This window comes from Marinobacter panjinensis (assembly GCF_005298175.1).
Taxonomy (GTDB): Bacteria; Pseudomonadota; Gammaproteobacteria; order Pseudomonadales; family Oleiphilaceae; genus Marinobacter; species Marinobacter panjinensis.
Map to the genome: position 1 here is coordinate 159,233 of NZ_SZYH01000003.1, position 13,472 is coordinate 172,704.

Genomic DNA, 13,472 nt, shown 5'->3' on the forward strand with positions numbered 1-13,472 from the left:
AGGCCTCCGGTTTTTCAAGAACTGCTACCCTGCCGGACAAATGTAAAGTCCGCAAGCGAGAGTTCATCAAATTGCCGACGATCCACCTTCAGGTAAGCCGTTTCCGCCTCTTCCAGGATGACCACGTCCTGCACCCCCGGAAGCCCTCTCAATGCATCGTCAATATCATCAAACTGGCTGTGCGCCACGTGTTGTAACTGTACCACGAAACTGGCGGTGTAACCCGGGCTCGGCATCGTCAATGCCACTACCAGCCAGAGCAGCAACACGACCACCATGAGCCACAGAACCCCCTGCAGCCCCAGCTGTTCAAGAAGCACTCCACCCAGGGCGCCACCCAAAAACGCACCGAAGAACTGGGATGTGGAATAAACACCCATGGCCGTGCCTTTCGCCGCTGCCGGTGACTCTTTGCTCACCAGTGATGGCAGACTGGCTTCCAGCAGGTTAAACGCCATAAAGAAAAAGAACAGCACCGCCCAGGCAGTCGTCAGACTGCCTGAAATTCCGCCGATGGACGCCGTTGCAATCGCCAGCAATGCAATTGCACCACACAAAACCGGTTTCATGCTGCGTTTTTTCTCACCAATGATGATAAACGGAACCATGGCAAAGAAAGACGTCACCATGACGGTCAGATAGAACCACCAGTGGGAGGACGACGGCAGGCCCAGTTCATCCTGAAGCAAGGTCGGGAATACCAGGAAGATAGCGGTCAGCACCAGATGCAGGGCAAAAATTCCGAAATCGAGCCGCACCAGCCGGCCATCCGCAAGCACCTTGCCCAGCATCGCCCGGGCCGGATGGGTATCGGCACTGGACTTGTGCTCATGGGGTGTCGGCACCAGGCGACTGACAATCACCATTGCCACCACCGCCAGAGCAGCCGTGGTGTAAAAGATACCGGACAAGCCAAAGGCCGAGCCCAGCAATGGCCCCAGCACCAGGGATACGGAAAAAGACAGCCCAATGGAGATACCCACGGTGGCCATGGCCTTGGTTCGCTCTTCCTCGCGGGTCAGGTCACTGAGCAACGCCATCAGGACACTGGCAATGGCGCCCGCGCCCTGAAGAATCCGCCCTGCAATCACAACGTATATGGAGTCTGTGGAAGCCGCAAGCAAACTTCCGGCGGCAAACAGAACCAGGCCAATATAGATCATCCGCTTGCGGCCAACACGGTCCGACAACATGCCGAACGGAATCTGCAGCAGCGCCTGGCTCAGGCCATAGGCGCCGATTGCCAGGCCTATCAGGGCGGGGGTTGCCCCCTTTAAATCACTACCGAGAAGAACAAACACCGGCATAACCATGAAGAGCCCGAGCATCCTCATGGCATACACGGATGCCAGTGCTGCGACGGAGCGTCTTTCCAGTAAATTCATGCGGTGCCTGACCTGATAAGGGTTCCGGAAAATTGGGTTCAGAAGGGGAGCCTGCCCTTCGCAAAATCGCTGCGCATTGTAACAGAAGGCACACAGGCAAGGCATATTGGATTTATAGGCTTAAAAGCACTGCGGCCTTGGCCGGCCGGGGGCCAAACGCGGTATAATTTTCGTTTTTTCCGACAGCGAGGTGTTATGGACCATATCCAGATCAAAGGGGCGCGTACCCACAATCTGAAGAACATTGACCTGGATATGCCGAGGGACAAGCTGATCGTAATCACTGGCCTGTCTGGCTCCGGTAAGTCGTCCCTTGCGTTCGACACACTCTACGCGGAAGGACAGCGGCGCTACGTGGAATCCCTGTCCACCTATGCGCGCCAGTTCCTGTCGATGATGGAAAAGCCGGACGTGGACCACATTGAGGGTCTGTCACCGGCTATTTCCATAGAACAGAAAAGCACCTCCCACAACCCTCGCTCTACCGTCGGCACTATTACCGAAATCTACGATTACCTGCGCCTGCTGTTTGCCCGCGCTGGTGAGCCGCGCTGCCCGGATCACGACCTGCCACTGGAAGCCCAGACCGTCAGCCAGATGGTAGACCAGGTGCTGGCCATGCCAGAGGACAGCAAGCTGATGATCCTTGCCCCGGTGATCCGGGACCGAAAGGGTGAGCACCTGAATGTCTTCGATACCATGCGCAGCCAGGGCTTCATCCGCTTGCGTGTGGATGGCCGGGTTTACGATATCGACGACCTGCCATCGCTGGACAAGAAACGCAAACACCAGATTGACGTGGTCGTGGACCGCTTCAAGGTCAAGCCGGGCCTGGAACAGCGGCTTGCGGAAAGTTTTGAAACCGCACTGGGGCTGGCCGATGGCATCGCATTGGTCGCTCCGATGGATAATGAGGGAGAGGAACACACCTTTTCCGCCCGTTATGCGTGTAACCAGTGCGGCTACGCCATCAGCGAACTGGAACCGCGGCTGTTCTCCTTCAACAATCCCGCCGGCGCCTGCCCCACCTGTGATGGCCTGGGCGTAAAGCAGTTCTTTGATGCCGAGAAAATCGTTCAGCATCCCGAAGCCACCCTCGCCGAGGGCGCGATCAAGGGCTGGGACCGTCGGGCGGTGTACTATTTCCAGATGCTGACCAGCGTGGCCGAGCACTACGATGTCGATATGGACACTCCATGGGAAGACCTTCCGGACGACTTCCGTCAGGCATTACTCTACGGTTCCGGTTCCGAGGACATTCCGTTCCGCTACGTGAATTCCCGCGGCCACATCATGGAAAAGGCCCACCCGTTCGAAGGCATTCTGCCCAACCTGGAGCGCCGCTACCGGGAAACAGAATCACAGAGCATGCGAGAAGAACTGGCTCGCAACCTCAGCACCCAATCCTGCAAAGAATGTGGCGGATCTCGGCTGAGACGCAGTGCACGGCATGTATTCATCGAGAAGAACAACATCTCTGATGTCACTCATATGCCGGTCGGTGACGCCCATGACTATTTCGGCAAGCTTGCCCTACCCGGACGCAAAGGCGAGATTGCCGAGAAAATCCTCAAGGAGGTTCGCCAGCGGCTGCAGTTTCTGGTCAATGTGGGACTGGAATACCTGACTCTTGAGCGTAGCGCCGACACCCTCTCCGGCGGCGAAGCCCAGCGTATCCGGCTCGCCAGCCAGATTGGCGCCGGCCTTGTGGGGGTCATGTATATTCTCGACGAGCCTTCCATTGGCCTGCACCAGCGGGACAATGATCGCCTCCTGGCCACCCTGTTCCACCTCCGGGACCTGGGCAATACCGTGATCGTTGTGGAGCACGACGAGGACGCCATCCGTGCGGCCGATCACGTCATCGATATCGGGCCGGGTGCCGGCGTTCATGGCGGCCATATCATTGCCCAGGGCACCCCGGCCGACATTATCGCCGCCGAGGATTCGCTGACCGGGCAATACCTGTGCGGCAAGAAAGAAATTGCCATCCCGGAGAAACGCCACACCAATAACGGCAAAAGCCTGGTGCTCAAAGGTGCCACCGGGAATAACCTCCGTGACGTAACGCTCACACTGCCCCTGGGTGTAATGACCTGCGTCACCGGCGTATCCGGCTCAGGCAAGTCCACACTGATCAACAGCACCCTGTATCCCGTTTGCGCAGCAAAGCTCAATAAGGCCACCAGCCTGACCCACGCGCCCTATGATTCCCTGAAAGGCCTGGACCAGCTCGACAAGGTTATCGACATTGACCAGAGCCCCATTGGCCGCACACCGCGCTCGAACCCCGCCACCTACACCGGCCTGTTCACGCCGATCCGCGAGCTCTTCGCCGGCACCCAGGAAGCCCGGTCCCGCGGCTACAAACCTGGCCGTTTCAGCTTTAACGTCAAGGGTGGCCGTTGCGAGGCGTGCCAGGGCGACGGGGTCATCAAAGTTGAGATGCACTTCCTGCCGGACGTCTATGTGCCTTGTGATGTCTGCAAAGGCAAGCGCTACAACCGGGAAACCCTGGAAGTCCGCTACAAGGGCAAAAGTATCCATGAGGTGCTCGCGATGACGGTCGAGGAAGCGCGGGAGTTTTTTGACCCGGTCCCCTTCCTTGCCCGCAAGCTACAGACCCTGATCGATGTCGGGCTGTCTTATATTCGTCTGGGCCAGAGTGCCGTTACCCTTTCCGGCGGCGAGGCCCAGCGTGTGAAGCTGGCCAAGGAATTGTCCAAGCGGGACACCGGCAAAACCCTTTATATTCTTGATGAGCCGACAACGGGCCTGCATTTCTACGATATCCAGCAACTACTGACGGTTTTGCAGAGGTTACGGGACCATGGCAACACCATCGTGGTGATCGAACACAACCTGGACGTCATCAAGACCGCGGACTGGATTATTGATCTTGGGCCGGAAGGTGGGTCTGGTGGTGGCCAGATTGTGGCGGAGGGCACGCCTGAAACAGTGGCCGAGGTTGCCGGGTCGCATACCGGGCGGTATTTGAAGGGGGTGTTGGATCGCAATGTGAAGTAGTGGGTAGCCTGGGTGTCGGTTTACGGCCCGTTGGGCCTAAACCGACCTACATAGTGCACATGCGTAGCGTGCAAGGGCGAGGCATAAAAAAACCGGAGGGATTAGCCTCCGGTTTTTTTGGACCTGGCGAAAAGCTTACTCTTCGCTTTCGTCCACTTCTTCTGCTTCGATGTCCAACGGACGGCCGACCAGCTCTACGAATGCCATCGGGGCATTGTCGCCAGCACGGAAGCCACACTTCAGGATACGAAGGTAACCACCCGGACGCTCGTTGTAACGGGGGCCAAGCTCATTGAACAGCTTGGCAACCGCTGCGTCGTCCCGCAGGCGTGAGAACGCCAGGCGACGATTCGCAACCGAATCATTTTTTGCGAGCGTGATCAAAGGCTCAGCTACCCGGCGAAGCTCTTTCGCCTTGGGGAGCGTAGTTTTGATCAGCTCGTGATCAACCAGTGACGCAGTCATGTTACGAAACATGGCCTTGCGATGCGCACTGGTCCTGCTGAACTTACGACCACTCTTACGATGACGCATTGCTCTGATTCCTTACCTTAAACTAATCGGCGATTAACCGCCCAGTACCCGGTCGTCGCCACGAAGGCTAGCCGGCGGCCAGTTATCAAGACGCATACCCAGTGACAGACCGCGGGACGCGAGCACGTCCTTGATCTCAGTAAGCGACTTTTTACCAAGGTTAGGCGTCTTCAGCAGCTCAACTTCTGTGCGCTGAATCAGATCGCCGATGTAGTAAATATTCTCAGCCTTCAAGCAGTTAGCTGAACGCACTGTCAATTCCAGATCATCTACCGGACGCAGCAGGATCGGATCGATTTCTTCCTCTTCCTCAACACGCTCGGGCTCTTTCTCGTGATCGAAATCAACAAACACAGCCAGTTGCTGCTGGAGAATGGTTGCCGCCCGGCGAATCGCTTCTTCCGGGTCGATGGTACCATTGGTTTCCAGATCAATAACCAGCTTGTCCAGGTCAGTGCGCTGCTCTACCCGTGCACTTTCCACGGCATAGGCAACACGACGAACCGGGCTGAAGGTTGCGTCCAGTTGCAGACGTCCAATGGCGCGAGTCTCGTCCTCGTCCAGACCCCGCTGATCAGCCGGCTCATAGCCGCGACCACGGGCAACCTTCAGGCGCATGTTGACTTCACCTTTATCACTCAGGTGACAGATCACATGATCCGGGTTGGTGATCTCGACATCGTGATCCAGCTTGATATCACCGGCAGTGACAACACCCGGGCCTTTCTTGCTGAGTGTTACCTCAACCTCGTCCCGGGTGCCCATTTTCACGGCGACACCCTTGAGATTCAGCAGAATCTCAATGACGTCTTCCTGAACACCTTCGATCGCGCTGTACTCATGCAGAACGCCGTCGATCTGTGCCTCGGTAATGGCACAGCCCGGCATTGAGGACAAGAGTATACGACGCAGTGCACTGCCCAGGGTGTGGCCGAAACCTCTTTCCAGAGGCTCCAGTGTCACCTTGGCGCGCATGGCGCTTGATTCTTTCACGTCAATGGTACGAGGTGTCAATAACTCATGTACTGAACGCTGCATAGACGCCCCTAATTGCTCTCGTTGCTAACTGGGCTTTACTTGGAGTAAAGCTCGACGATGAGGTTCTCGTTGATGTCGGCCGGCAATTCAGTGCGCTCAGGCACTGACCTGTAAACGCCGGACATCTTGCTGGCGTCGACCTCTACCCAGCTCACCGGTGCGCGGCTGGAAGACAGATCCAGTGCGCCTTTAACGCGAAGCTGGTTTTTTGCCTTCTCACGCACACTCACAACATCACCGGCCTTGACCTGATAAGACGGAATGTTCACCAGCTTATCGTTGACCAGGATCGCTTTGTGAGAAACGAGCTGACGGGACTCAGCACGGGTAGAACCAAAACCCATGCGATATACAACGTTATCAAGACGGCCTTCCAGCAGTTGCAACAGGTTTTCACCAGTTGCACCCTTGATGCGGGCGGCCTCTTTGTAATAGTTGCGGAATTGCTTTTCCAGTACGCCGTAGATACGACGGACCTTCTGCTTTTCACGAAGCTGTACGCCATATTCGGACAGACGACCGCGACGCGCGCCGTGCATACCCGGCGGAGTCTCGATGTTGCACTTTGTATCAAGCGCGCGAACACCGCTCTTCAGAAAAAGATCTGTCCCTTCACGACGAGACAGCTTGCACTTCGGGCCTATGTAACGAGCCATAATTCACTGTCTCCTGTGTTAGACGCGGCGCTTTTTGGGCGGACGACAACCGTTATGGGGAATCGGCGTCACATCAGTGATGTTGGTGATCTTGTACCCGCAGCCATTCAGCGCGCGTACAGCGGATTCACGTCCGGGCCCCGGACCTTTAACCTCTACGTCCAGGTTTTTAAGGCCGTATTCAGCAGCCGCATTACCGGCTCTTTCAGCTGCTACCTGCGCAGCAAAAGGTGTACTCTTGCGTGACCCACGGAAACCGGAACCACCAGAGGTGGCCCAGGACAATACGTTGCCCTGACGGTCAGAAATGGTCACGATAGTGTTGTTGAAGGACGCGTGAATGTGCGCGACGCCATCAACAACCGTCTTTTTCACCTTTTTACGGGTACGTGTACCTGGCTTTGCCATGTTTGCCTACCTGTTACTTACGAATAGGTTTGCGAGGACCTTTACGGGTGCGTGCGTTGGTCTTTGTGCGCTGGCCACGGACCGGAAGGCCATGACGATGACGCAGACCACGGTGGCAACCGAGATCCTTCAAACGCTTAATGTTCATCTGAACTTCACGACGCAGATCGCCTTCAACGGCCAGCTTGCCTACTTCGGTACGAAGTGATTCAAGCTGCTCGTCGGACAGGTCTTTGACCTTGACGTCCGGCTTTACACCGGTTGCATCGCAAAGCTTCTGGGCTGCTGTCCGGCCGACTCCAAAAATGTAAGTCAGCGAGATAACAGCATGTTTGTGATCGGGTATATTGACACCGGCTATACGTGCCATCCAAATTACTCCGCGTTCAAAGCTTTGCTGTGTGAATTTTCCGCCACTATAAAAGGGCGCGAAATAATAGCGCCTGACCCCACCTGAGGTCAAGCGCTATTAATCGTACCCTCTGCAATGTCAGTGCTGAATCCGTAAGGATTAACCCTGGCGCTGCTTGTGACGAGGCTCCGAGCAAATGACTCTTACCGAGCCATTGCGACGAATTACTTTGCAGTTACGGCAAATTTTCTTTACCGAAGCGCGTACTTTCATTGTCGACTCCAGTTTTCAAGGGGAACGGGATTAACCGTTCCGACCATAGCCCTTGAGATTGGACTTCTTCATCAACGAATCATATTGATGAGACATCAGGTGCGACTGAACCTGAGCCATGAAATCCATCACCACGACTACAACAATCAGCAGTGACGTGCCGCCCAGATAGAACGGAACATTCCCGGCCACCATCAGGAACTGAGGGAACAGGGAAACTGCTGCAATGTACATTGCACCGAACAGCGTCAGACGAGTCAGCACACCATCAATATACTTGGCGGTCTGGTCGCCCGGACGGATGCCCGGAATAAAGGCGCCTGAGCGCTTGAGGTTATCCGCAACTTCTTTCGGGTTGTACATCAACGCTGTATAGAAGAAGCAGAAGAATACCACTGCTGCCGCAAACAGGATGATGTACAGGGGCTGACTCGGTGCCAGTGCCTGGGAAACATCACTCAGCCACTCCATACCTTCGCCCTGGCCGAACCACTGCCCCAATGACGCCGGGAACAGCAGAATGGAGGAGGCAAAGATCGGCGGAATAACGCCGGCCATATTCACCTTCAACGGCAGATGGCTGGATTGCTGGGCAAACACACGTCGACCCTGCTGCCGCTTGGCATAGTTGATGGTCAGGCGACGCTGTCCGCGCTCCATGAACACCACAAAGCCAACCACGGCAATGGCCAGGATAGCGATACCCAGAACCACCAGCAGGCTCATCTCACCATTACGTGCCTGCTCCAGTGTCTGACCAATGGCCCCTGGCAGACCCGCAACGATGCCGGCAAAGATCAGCAACGATATGCCGTTGCCAACGCCGCGCTCGGTGATCTGCTCACCCAGCCACATCATGAACACGGCACCACTGACGAATGAAACCACCGCCACAAAGTGGAAGCTGAAGCTGTCGTTAAAGGTCACACCCTGAGAGGCCAGCCCGACAGAAATACCAAAGCCCTGAACCAGGGCCAGGATAACCGTACCATACCGCGTGTACTGACTGATCTTGCGACGACCAGCCTCGCCCTCTTTCTTCAGCTGCTCCAGTGTCGGATTGACCGCTGTCATGAGCTGCATGATGATAGAGGCCGATATGTACGGCATGATACCAAGTGCGAAGATACTCATCCGCTCAAGCGCACCACCGGAAAACATGTTGAACATGCTCAGGATTGTGCCCTGATTCTGCTCAAACAATGCTGCCAGACGATCGGGGTTGATACCCGGCACCGGAATGTGGGCACCGATCCGGTACACCAGCAATGCCAGGAAGACAAACCAGAGCCGCGATCGCAGCTCTGCCAGTCCTTTACCCGCGCCCGCAGGCAATGATGCGTTCTTGGCCATTTAGTCCTCGACTCGCCTTAGTCTTCGACTTTACCGCCCGCGGCGGTGATCGCCTCGCGTGCGCCTTTGGTCACTTTCAGACCCTTGACGGTCACCGCACGGCTCAGTTCGCCGGACAGAATGACCTTCGCCTCACGAATTTCCTCGCGAACGATGTCAGCTTTCTTCAGAGCCTCGAGATCGGCAATATCGCCGTCAACTTTCGCCAGTTCGTTTAGACGAATTTCGGCCACATAGCGCTGCTGGCGCGAGGTGAAACCAAATTTCGGCAGACGACGGGCCAACGGCTGCTGACCACCCTCGAAACCGGGAGCTACACTGCCACCGGAACGGGCTTTAAGACCCTTGTGACCACGACCGCCGGTCTTGCCGAGGCCGCTGCCGATACCGCGACCCACACGCTTGGCGGCGGGACGTGAACCAGGCTCTGGACTAAGTTCGTTCAGACGCATCTTAGCTCTCCTCTACCTGCACCAGGTAGTTAACCCGGTTGATCATGCCGCGGATGGACGGTGTATCTTCCACTTCCACGGTGTGACCGATTTTACGGAGACCCAGGCCCTTCACACACAGTTTGTGCTTGGGCTGACAGCCGATGGGGCTGCGGGTCAGTGTTACTTTGATCGTTTTTGCGTTCGCCATGACTTCAACCCAGAATCTCTTCCACGGATTTACCGCGCTTGGCTGCAATATCTTCAGGCGCTTGAGTTGCCTGGAGACCCTTGATGGTGGAACGTACCACGTTCACCGGGTTGGTAGACCCGTAACACTTGGACAGTACGTTCTGCACACCCGCAACTTCCAGTACCGCACGCATCGCACCACCGGCGATGATACCGGTACCTTCTGATGCCGGCTGCATGTAGACCTTGGAGCCACCATGCTGCGCTTTAACCGCGTACTGCAGGGTGTTTCCGTCAAGCGGGATGTCGACCATGTTCTTGCGTGCAGCTTCCATCGCTTTCTGGATCGCAACCGGCACTTCACGCGCCTTGCCACGACCGAAACCAACGCGTCCTTTACCATCACCCACTACAGTCAGTGCAGTGAAGGCAAAAATACGACCGCCTTTAACAACCTTGGCGACGCGATTGACCTGAACCAGCTTCTCCTGGAGCTCAGGCGCCTTCTGTTCGTTAACGCTCATCTTCTCCACCTCTTAGAATTGCAAGCCAGCTTCACGGGCTGCGTCGGCCAGAGCCTGAACGCGACCATGATAACGGTAACCGGAGCGGTCAAAAGCGACCTGCTCTACACCTGCTGCCTTGGCACGCTCAGCAATCAGCTGACCGACCTTTTTGGCAGCGTCCACGTTACCGGTTGCACCCTGGCGCAGGTCCTTATCCAACGTGGAGGCAGTCGCCAGCACCTTGCTGCCGTCTGCAGTCGTAACCTGGGCATACATGTGCCGCGGTGTACGATGTACACACAGGCGGTTGGTACCCAACTTACGGATCTTCATGCGCACTTTGCGTGCGCGACGCAATCTTTCGTTATTCGCGCTCATAGTCCCGCCTTATTTCTTCTTGGCTTCTTTGCGTCTGACCTGCTCATCCGCATAACGAACACCCTTGCCTTTATAAGGCTCTGGCGGACGGAATGAACGGATCTCAGCAGCGACCTGGCCAACCTGTTGCTTGTCGATTCCGCGAATCACAACTTCCGTATTGGACGGAGTTTCAGCGGTAATCCCCTCGGGCAGCTCATACTCGACCGGGTGTGAAAACCCCAGTGTCAGATTGAGCTTCTTACCTTGCGCCTGGGCACGGTAGCCTACGCCCGTCAGCGCGAGCTTGCGCTCGAAGCCTGTCGTCACACCGGTCACCATATTGTTGACCAGTGCGCGGGTAGTACCAGCAAGAGCGCGGGACTGTTTGGCTCCATCACGGGCGGCGAAGCGAAGGACATTTTCTTCCTGCGTTACGTCAACCACGTTATGGATGGTGAATTGAAGCGATCCCTTGGACCCCTTCACATTAATTTCCTGTCCGTTCAGCTTAACCTCAACACCGGAAGGCAGCACGACAGGATTATTGGCAACCCTGGACATGTGTATCTCCTAAAATACGGTGCAGATGACTTCGCCACCCACGCCGGCAGCACGTGCAGCGCGGTCTGTCATTACGCCCCTGGACGTAGAGACAATCGCGACTCCCAGACCGCCGGATACTTTCGGCAGTTCCCCAGCGCCCTTGTACTGGCGCAGACTCGGACGGCTGACCCTTTTGATTTCCTCAATAACCGGCTTACCGCCGAAGTACTTGAGGCTAATGGTCAACTCGGGCTTCGCGTCAGCTGAGACGGAAAAATCGGCTACGTAACCTTCGTCCTTGAGGACCTGGGCTACGGAGATCTTCATCTTTGAAGACGGCATGGCCACATCGACCTTTTGTGCCATCTGTGCATTACGGATACGGGTAAACATATCCGCAAGCGTATCTTGCATACTCATTGGTATGAGACTCCTGATCTTTTTAGTTGTGCAGCGGCGCGCCGCACCGCTTACCAACGGGCACCTGACCTGCGGTCAGAGTACCTGCCTTACCAGCTTGCTTTGGTCAGACCCGGAACATCACCGCGCATGCCAGCTTCACGCAACTTGATACGTGACAGCTTGAACTTGCGCAGGACGCCGTGGGGACGACCTGTAATCTGGCAACGATTACGAAGACGCGAGGGAGACGCATCGCGAGGAAGCTGTTGCAGCTTCATCTGTGCGTTCCAACGGTCGTCGTCGCTGGAATTCGGGTTTTTGATAATTCCCTTGAGTTCAGCGCGCTTGGCCGCGTATTTCGCGACGGTTGCTTCCCGCTTGAACTCACGGTTCTTCATGGAAACCTTAGCCATTACACTCGTTCCTTATTTCTTGAACGGAAAGCCAAAGGCTTTCAGCAGTTCGCGACCTTCATCGTCGGTACCGGCTGTGGTGGTAATGGTGATGTCAAGACCACGGATCTTGTCGACTCTGTCGTACTCGATCTCGGGGAAAATGATCTGCTCACGCACGCCCATGCTGTAGTTACCACGTCCATCAAAGGACTTGGGATTCAGACCGCGGAAGTCACGAATGCGGGGTACCGCAATGTGAACCAGACGATCAAAGAAGTCCCACATGCGCTCACCGCGCAGGGTAACTTTACAACCGATCGGCCAACCTTCACGGATTTTAAAACCCGCAACGGATTTACGTGCCAAGGTAACAACCGCTTTCTGACCAGCCAGGCGCTCAAGATCCGCCACGGCATTTTCAATAAGCTTCTTGTCACCGACCGCTTCGCCGACACCCATGTTCAGGGTGATCTTTTCGATACGCGGCACCTGCATAATGTTCTTGTAGCTGAACTCTTTCTGCAGGGCGGGTACCACTTCCTTACTGTACTGCTCTTTCATGTTAAGCATCGTAACCACCACCGCTTACTGGTTATCGACGACTTCTTTCGTGGACTTAAAAATCCGCACCTTGGCGCCGTCTTCCTTGATCTGGAAGCCTACGCGATCGGCTTTGCCGGTCTGCGGATTAAAAATAGCCACGTTGGAAGCCTGGATAGGTGCTTCTTTTTCGACGATGCCACCTGGGGTGCCCGACATCGGGTTTGGCTTGGTGTGCTTCTTGATCATATTGATCCCTGAAACAACAACCCGGCCATCGTCCTGAACCTTCAGGACTTTACCACGTTTGCCTTGGTCTTTCCCCGTAGTGACGATTACTTCGTCATCTCGTTTGATCTTTTTCATAACCGGCCTCTGGTCCTTAAAGTACTTCGGGTGCCAGTGAAATAATTTTCATGAACTTCTCATTGCGCAGTTCACGGGTAACCGGTCCGAAGATACGGGTACCAATTGGTGCGTCCTGATTGTTCAGAAGTACTGCCGCATTTCCGTCGAAACGAATAAGCGACCCGTCGGGACGACGTACACCTTTACGGGTACGTACAACGACAGCTTTCAGGACCTGGCCTTTTTTCACTTTACCGCGGGGGATGGCTTCCTTGACGGTTACCTTGATGATATCCCCAACGCTGGCGTAACGCCTATGTGAACCGCCCAGGACCTTGATGCACATAACCTGACGTGCACCACTGTTGTCCGCGACTTCAAGCATTGTTTGAGTCTGAATCATGGTTGTTCTCCAGCAGAAACCACTTTGCCGTTACGACAAGACTCACCGTCCGGGCGAGTTACACCTTCGATGCGCGTTCGGTGACTTCCACCAGAGCCCAGCTTTTGGTCTTAGAGACCGGGCGGGTTTCCTGGATTGTAACGGTGTCACCGATGTTGCACTGATTGCTCTCGTCGTGAGCGTGAATTTTGGATGAGCGCTTCATGTACTTACCGTACAGAGGATGCTTAACCTGGCGCTCAACCAGAACCACAATGGATTTCTCCATTTTGTTGCTCACGACCTTGCCGCTCAGGGTTCTGGCAGTTTGGGTAGCTTCAGTCATG

The 13,472-nt window shown here is 55.6% G+C and carries 20 protein-coding genes; 1 reads left to right on the plus strand and 19 read right to left on the minus strand.

Translation table 11 applies throughout. The features are described 5' to 3' along the window. Positions 1–14: 14 nt before the first annotated feature. Positions 15–1,385 (minus strand): MFS transporter, encoded by a 1,371-nt coding sequence (locus tag FDP08_RS19945; protein ID WP_137438055.1) that lies wholly within the window; start codon positions 1,383–1,385, stop codon positions 15–17. Positions 1,386–1,580: 195 nt separating this feature from the next. On the opposite strand from FDP08_RS19945, the gene uvrA reads away from it, so the two are divergent. Further along, positions 1,581–4,412, plus strand: coding sequence for an excinuclease ABC subunit UvrA (gene uvrA / locus FDP08_RS19950; protein WP_137438056.1), 2,832 nt, complete (start codon positions 1,581–1,583; stop codon positions 4,410–4,412). Positions 4,413–4,547: 135 nt separating this feature from the next. Here the strand turns inward: uvrA and rplQ are convergent, their stop codons facing one another. From rplQ to rpsQ, 18 genes are all read right to left on the minus strand, one after another. Continuing rightward, positions 4,548–4,946 carry a 50S ribosomal protein L17 gene (gene rplQ / locus FDP08_RS19955; RefSeq protein ID WP_137438057.1) on the minus strand — a complete coding sequence of 133 codons (399 nt, stop codon included), beginning with the start codon at positions 4,944–4,946 and terminating at the stop codon, positions 4,548–4,550. Between the two features lie 33 nt (positions 4,947–4,979). Then, complete coding sequence (locus tag FDP08_RS19960) at positions 4,980–5,984, minus strand: DNA-directed RNA polymerase subunit alpha (protein WP_137438058.1); 1,005 nt, start codon at positions 5,982–5,984, stop codon at positions 4,980–4,982. A gap of 35 nt (positions 5,985–6,019) precedes the next feature. Continuing rightward, positions 6,020–6,640 (minus strand): 30S ribosomal protein S4, encoded by a 621-nt coding sequence (gene rpsD, locus FDP08_RS19965; protein WP_137438059.1) that lies wholly within the window; start codon positions 6,638–6,640, stop codon positions 6,020–6,022. A gap of 18 nt (positions 6,641–6,658) precedes the next feature. After that, complete coding sequence (gene rpsK / locus FDP08_RS19970; protein ID WP_004580767.1) at positions 6,659–7,048, minus strand: 30S ribosomal protein S11; 390 nt, start codon at positions 7,046–7,048, stop codon at positions 6,659–6,661. A 13-nt stretch (positions 7,049–7,061) separates the two neighbouring features. Further along, a complete protein-coding gene (gene rpsM, locus FDP08_RS19975) occupies positions 7,062–7,418 on the minus strand; it encodes a 30S ribosomal protein S13 (protein WP_027830890.1) in 357 nt (118 codons plus the stop codon). Positions 7,419–7,559: 141 nt separating this feature from the next. Further along, the gene (gene rpmJ / locus FDP08_RS19980) at positions 7,560–7,673 is read right to left on the minus strand and encodes a 50S ribosomal protein L36 (RefSeq protein ID WP_008174902.1); all 114 of its coding nucleotides are present in this window, start codon (positions 7,671–7,673) and stop codon (positions 7,560–7,562) included. A 30-nt stretch (positions 7,674–7,703) separates the two neighbouring features. Continuing rightward, positions 7,704–9,026, minus strand: coding sequence for a preprotein translocase subunit SecY (gene secY / locus FDP08_RS19985; protein ID WP_137438060.1), 1,323 nt, complete (start codon positions 9,024–9,026; stop codon positions 7,704–7,706). 17 nt (positions 9,027–9,043) lie between these two features. Further along, a complete protein-coding gene (gene rplO, locus FDP08_RS19990) occupies positions 9,044–9,478 on the minus strand; it encodes a 50S ribosomal protein L15 (RefSeq protein WP_137438061.1) in 435 nt (144 codons plus the stop codon). Position 9,479: 1 nt separating this feature from the next. Continuing rightward, a complete protein-coding gene (rpmD, locus tag FDP08_RS19995; RefSeq protein WP_137438062.1) occupies positions 9,480–9,668 on the minus strand; it encodes a 50S ribosomal protein L30 in 189 nt (62 codons plus the stop codon). Positions 9,669–9,672: 4 nt separating this feature from the next. Then, the gene (rpsE, locus tag FDP08_RS20000; protein ID WP_007153998.1) at positions 9,673–10,173 is read right to left on the minus strand and encodes a 30S ribosomal protein S5; all 501 of its coding nucleotides are present in this window, start codon (positions 10,171–10,173) and stop codon (positions 9,673–9,675) included. A gap of 12 nt (positions 10,174–10,185) precedes the next feature. Continuing rightward, a complete protein-coding gene (gene rplR / locus FDP08_RS20005) occupies positions 10,186–10,533 on the minus strand; it encodes a 50S ribosomal protein L18 (RefSeq protein WP_137438063.1) in 348 nt (115 codons plus the stop codon). A 9-nt stretch (positions 10,534–10,542) separates the two neighbouring features. Next, positions 10,543–11,076, minus strand: a complete 534-nt coding sequence (rplF, locus tag FDP08_RS20010; protein WP_137438064.1) for a 50S ribosomal protein L6 — start codon at positions 11,074–11,076, stop codon at positions 10,543–10,545. Between the two features lie 9 nt (positions 11,077–11,085). Beyond that, the gene (gene rpsH / locus FDP08_RS20015; RefSeq protein WP_137438065.1) at positions 11,086–11,478 is read right to left on the minus strand and encodes a 30S ribosomal protein S8; all 393 of its coding nucleotides are present in this window, start codon (positions 11,476–11,478) and stop codon (positions 11,086–11,088) included. A gap of 89 nt (positions 11,479–11,567) precedes the next feature. Continuing rightward, the gene (gene rpsN / locus FDP08_RS20020) at positions 11,568–11,873 is read right to left on the minus strand and encodes a 30S ribosomal protein S14 (RefSeq protein ID WP_137438066.1); all 306 of its coding nucleotides are present in this window, start codon (positions 11,871–11,873) and stop codon (positions 11,568–11,570) included. A gap of 12 nt (positions 11,874–11,885) precedes the next feature. Next, entirely contained in the window at positions 11,886–12,425 is a 540-nt protein-coding gene (gene rplE / locus FDP08_RS20025; RefSeq protein WP_036203346.1) for a 50S ribosomal protein L5, read from the minus strand. 15 nt (positions 12,426–12,440) lie between these two features. Then, on the minus strand, positions 12,441–12,761 hold the full coding sequence (gene rplX, locus FDP08_RS20030) for a 50S ribosomal protein L24 (protein WP_135956417.1): 321 nt from the start codon (positions 12,759–12,761) through the stop codon (positions 12,441–12,443). Positions 12,762–12,777: 16 nt separating this feature from the next. After that, the gene (gene rplN, locus FDP08_RS20035) at positions 12,778–13,146 is read right to left on the minus strand and encodes a 50S ribosomal protein L14 (RefSeq protein WP_007154005.1); all 369 of its coding nucleotides are present in this window, start codon (positions 13,144–13,146) and stop codon (positions 12,778–12,780) included. A 58-nt stretch (positions 13,147–13,204) separates the two neighbouring features. Continuing rightward, complete coding sequence (gene rpsQ, locus FDP08_RS20040) at positions 13,205–13,471, minus strand: 30S ribosomal protein S17 (protein WP_007154006.1); 267 nt, start codon at positions 13,469–13,471, stop codon at positions 13,205–13,207. Between the last annotated feature and the right edge of the window lies 1 nt (position 13,472).

What these genes read in the sequence shown, in the direction of transcription:
- FDP08_RS19945 (WP_137438055.1), bottom strand. Translation starts at nt 1,385, where the DNA reads ATGAATTTACTGGAAAGACGCTCCGTCGCAGCACTGGCATCCGTGTAT.
- rplR (WP_137438063.1), bottom strand. Translation starts at nt 10,533, where the DNA reads ATGAGCGCGAATAACGAAAGATTGCGTCGCGCACGCAAAGTGCGCATG.
- rplX (WP_135956417.1), bottom strand. Translation starts at nt 12,761, where the DNA reads ATGAAAAAGATCAAACGAGATGACGAAGTAATCGTCACTACGGGGAAA.
- rpmD (WP_137438062.1), bottom strand. Translation starts at nt 9,668, where the DNA reads ATGGCGAACGCAAAAACGATCAAAGTAACACTGACCCGCAGCCCCATC.
- rpsQ (WP_007154006.1), bottom strand. Translation starts at nt 13,471, where the DNA reads ATGACTGAAGCTACCCAAACTGCCAGAACCCTGAGCGGCAAGGTCGTG.
- rpsE (WP_007153998.1), bottom strand. Translation starts at nt 10,173, where the DNA reads ATGAGCGTTAACGAACAGAAGGCGCCTGAGCTCCAGGAGAAGCTGGTT.
- rpsH (WP_137438065.1), bottom strand. Translation starts at nt 11,478, where the DNA reads ATGAGTATGCAAGATACGCTTGCGGATATGTTTACCCGTATCCGTAAT.
- rpsN (WP_137438066.1), bottom strand. Translation starts at nt 11,873, where the DNA reads ATGGCTAAGGTTTCCATGAAGAACCGTGAGTTCAAGCGGGAAGCAACC.
- secY (WP_137438060.1), bottom strand. Translation starts at nt 9,026, where the DNA reads ATGGCCAAGAACGCATCATTGCCTGCGGGCGCGGGTAAAGGACTGGCA.
- rplO (WP_137438061.1), bottom strand. Translation starts at nt 9,478, where the DNA reads ATGCGTCTGAACGAACTTAGTCCAGAGCCTGGTTCACGTCCCGCCGCC.
- rpmJ (WP_008174902.1), bottom strand. Translation starts at nt 7,673, where the DNA reads ATGAAAGTACGCGCTTCGGTAAAGAAAATTTGCCGTAACTGCAAAGTA.
- rpsK (WP_004580767.1), bottom strand. Translation starts at nt 7,048, where the DNA reads ATGGCAAAGCCAGGTACACGTACCCGTAAAAAGGTGAAAAAGACGGTT.
- rplF (WP_137438064.1), bottom strand. Translation starts at nt 11,076, where the DNA reads ATGTCCAGGGTTGCCAATAATCCTGTCGTGCTGCCTTCCGGTGTTGAG.
- rpsM (WP_027830890.1), bottom strand. Translation starts at nt 7,418, where the DNA reads ATGGCACGTATAGCCGGTGTCAATATACCCGATCACAAACATGCTGTT.
- rpsD (WP_137438059.1), bottom strand. Translation starts at nt 6,640, where the DNA reads ATGGCTCGTTACATAGGCCCGAAGTGCAAGCTGTCTCGTCGTGAAGGG.
- rplN (WP_007154005.1), bottom strand. Translation starts at nt 13,146, where the DNA reads ATGATTCAGACTCAAACAATGCTTGAAGTCGCGGACAACAGTGGTGCA.
- FDP08_RS19960 (WP_137438058.1), bottom strand. Translation starts at nt 5,984, where the DNA reads ATGCAGCGTTCAGTACATGAGTTATTGACACCTCGTACCATTGACGTG.
- rplE (WP_036203346.1), bottom strand. Translation starts at nt 12,425, where the DNA reads ATGCTTAACATGAAAGAGCAGTACAGTAAGGAAGTGGTACCCGCCCTG.
- rplQ (WP_137438057.1), bottom strand. Translation starts at nt 4,946, where the DNA reads ATGCGTCATCGTAAGAGTGGTCGTAAGTTCAGCAGGACCAGTGCGCAT.
- uvrA (WP_137438056.1), top strand. Translation starts at nt 1,581, where the DNA reads ATGGACCATATCCAGATCAAAGGGGCGCGTACCCACAATCTGAAGAAC.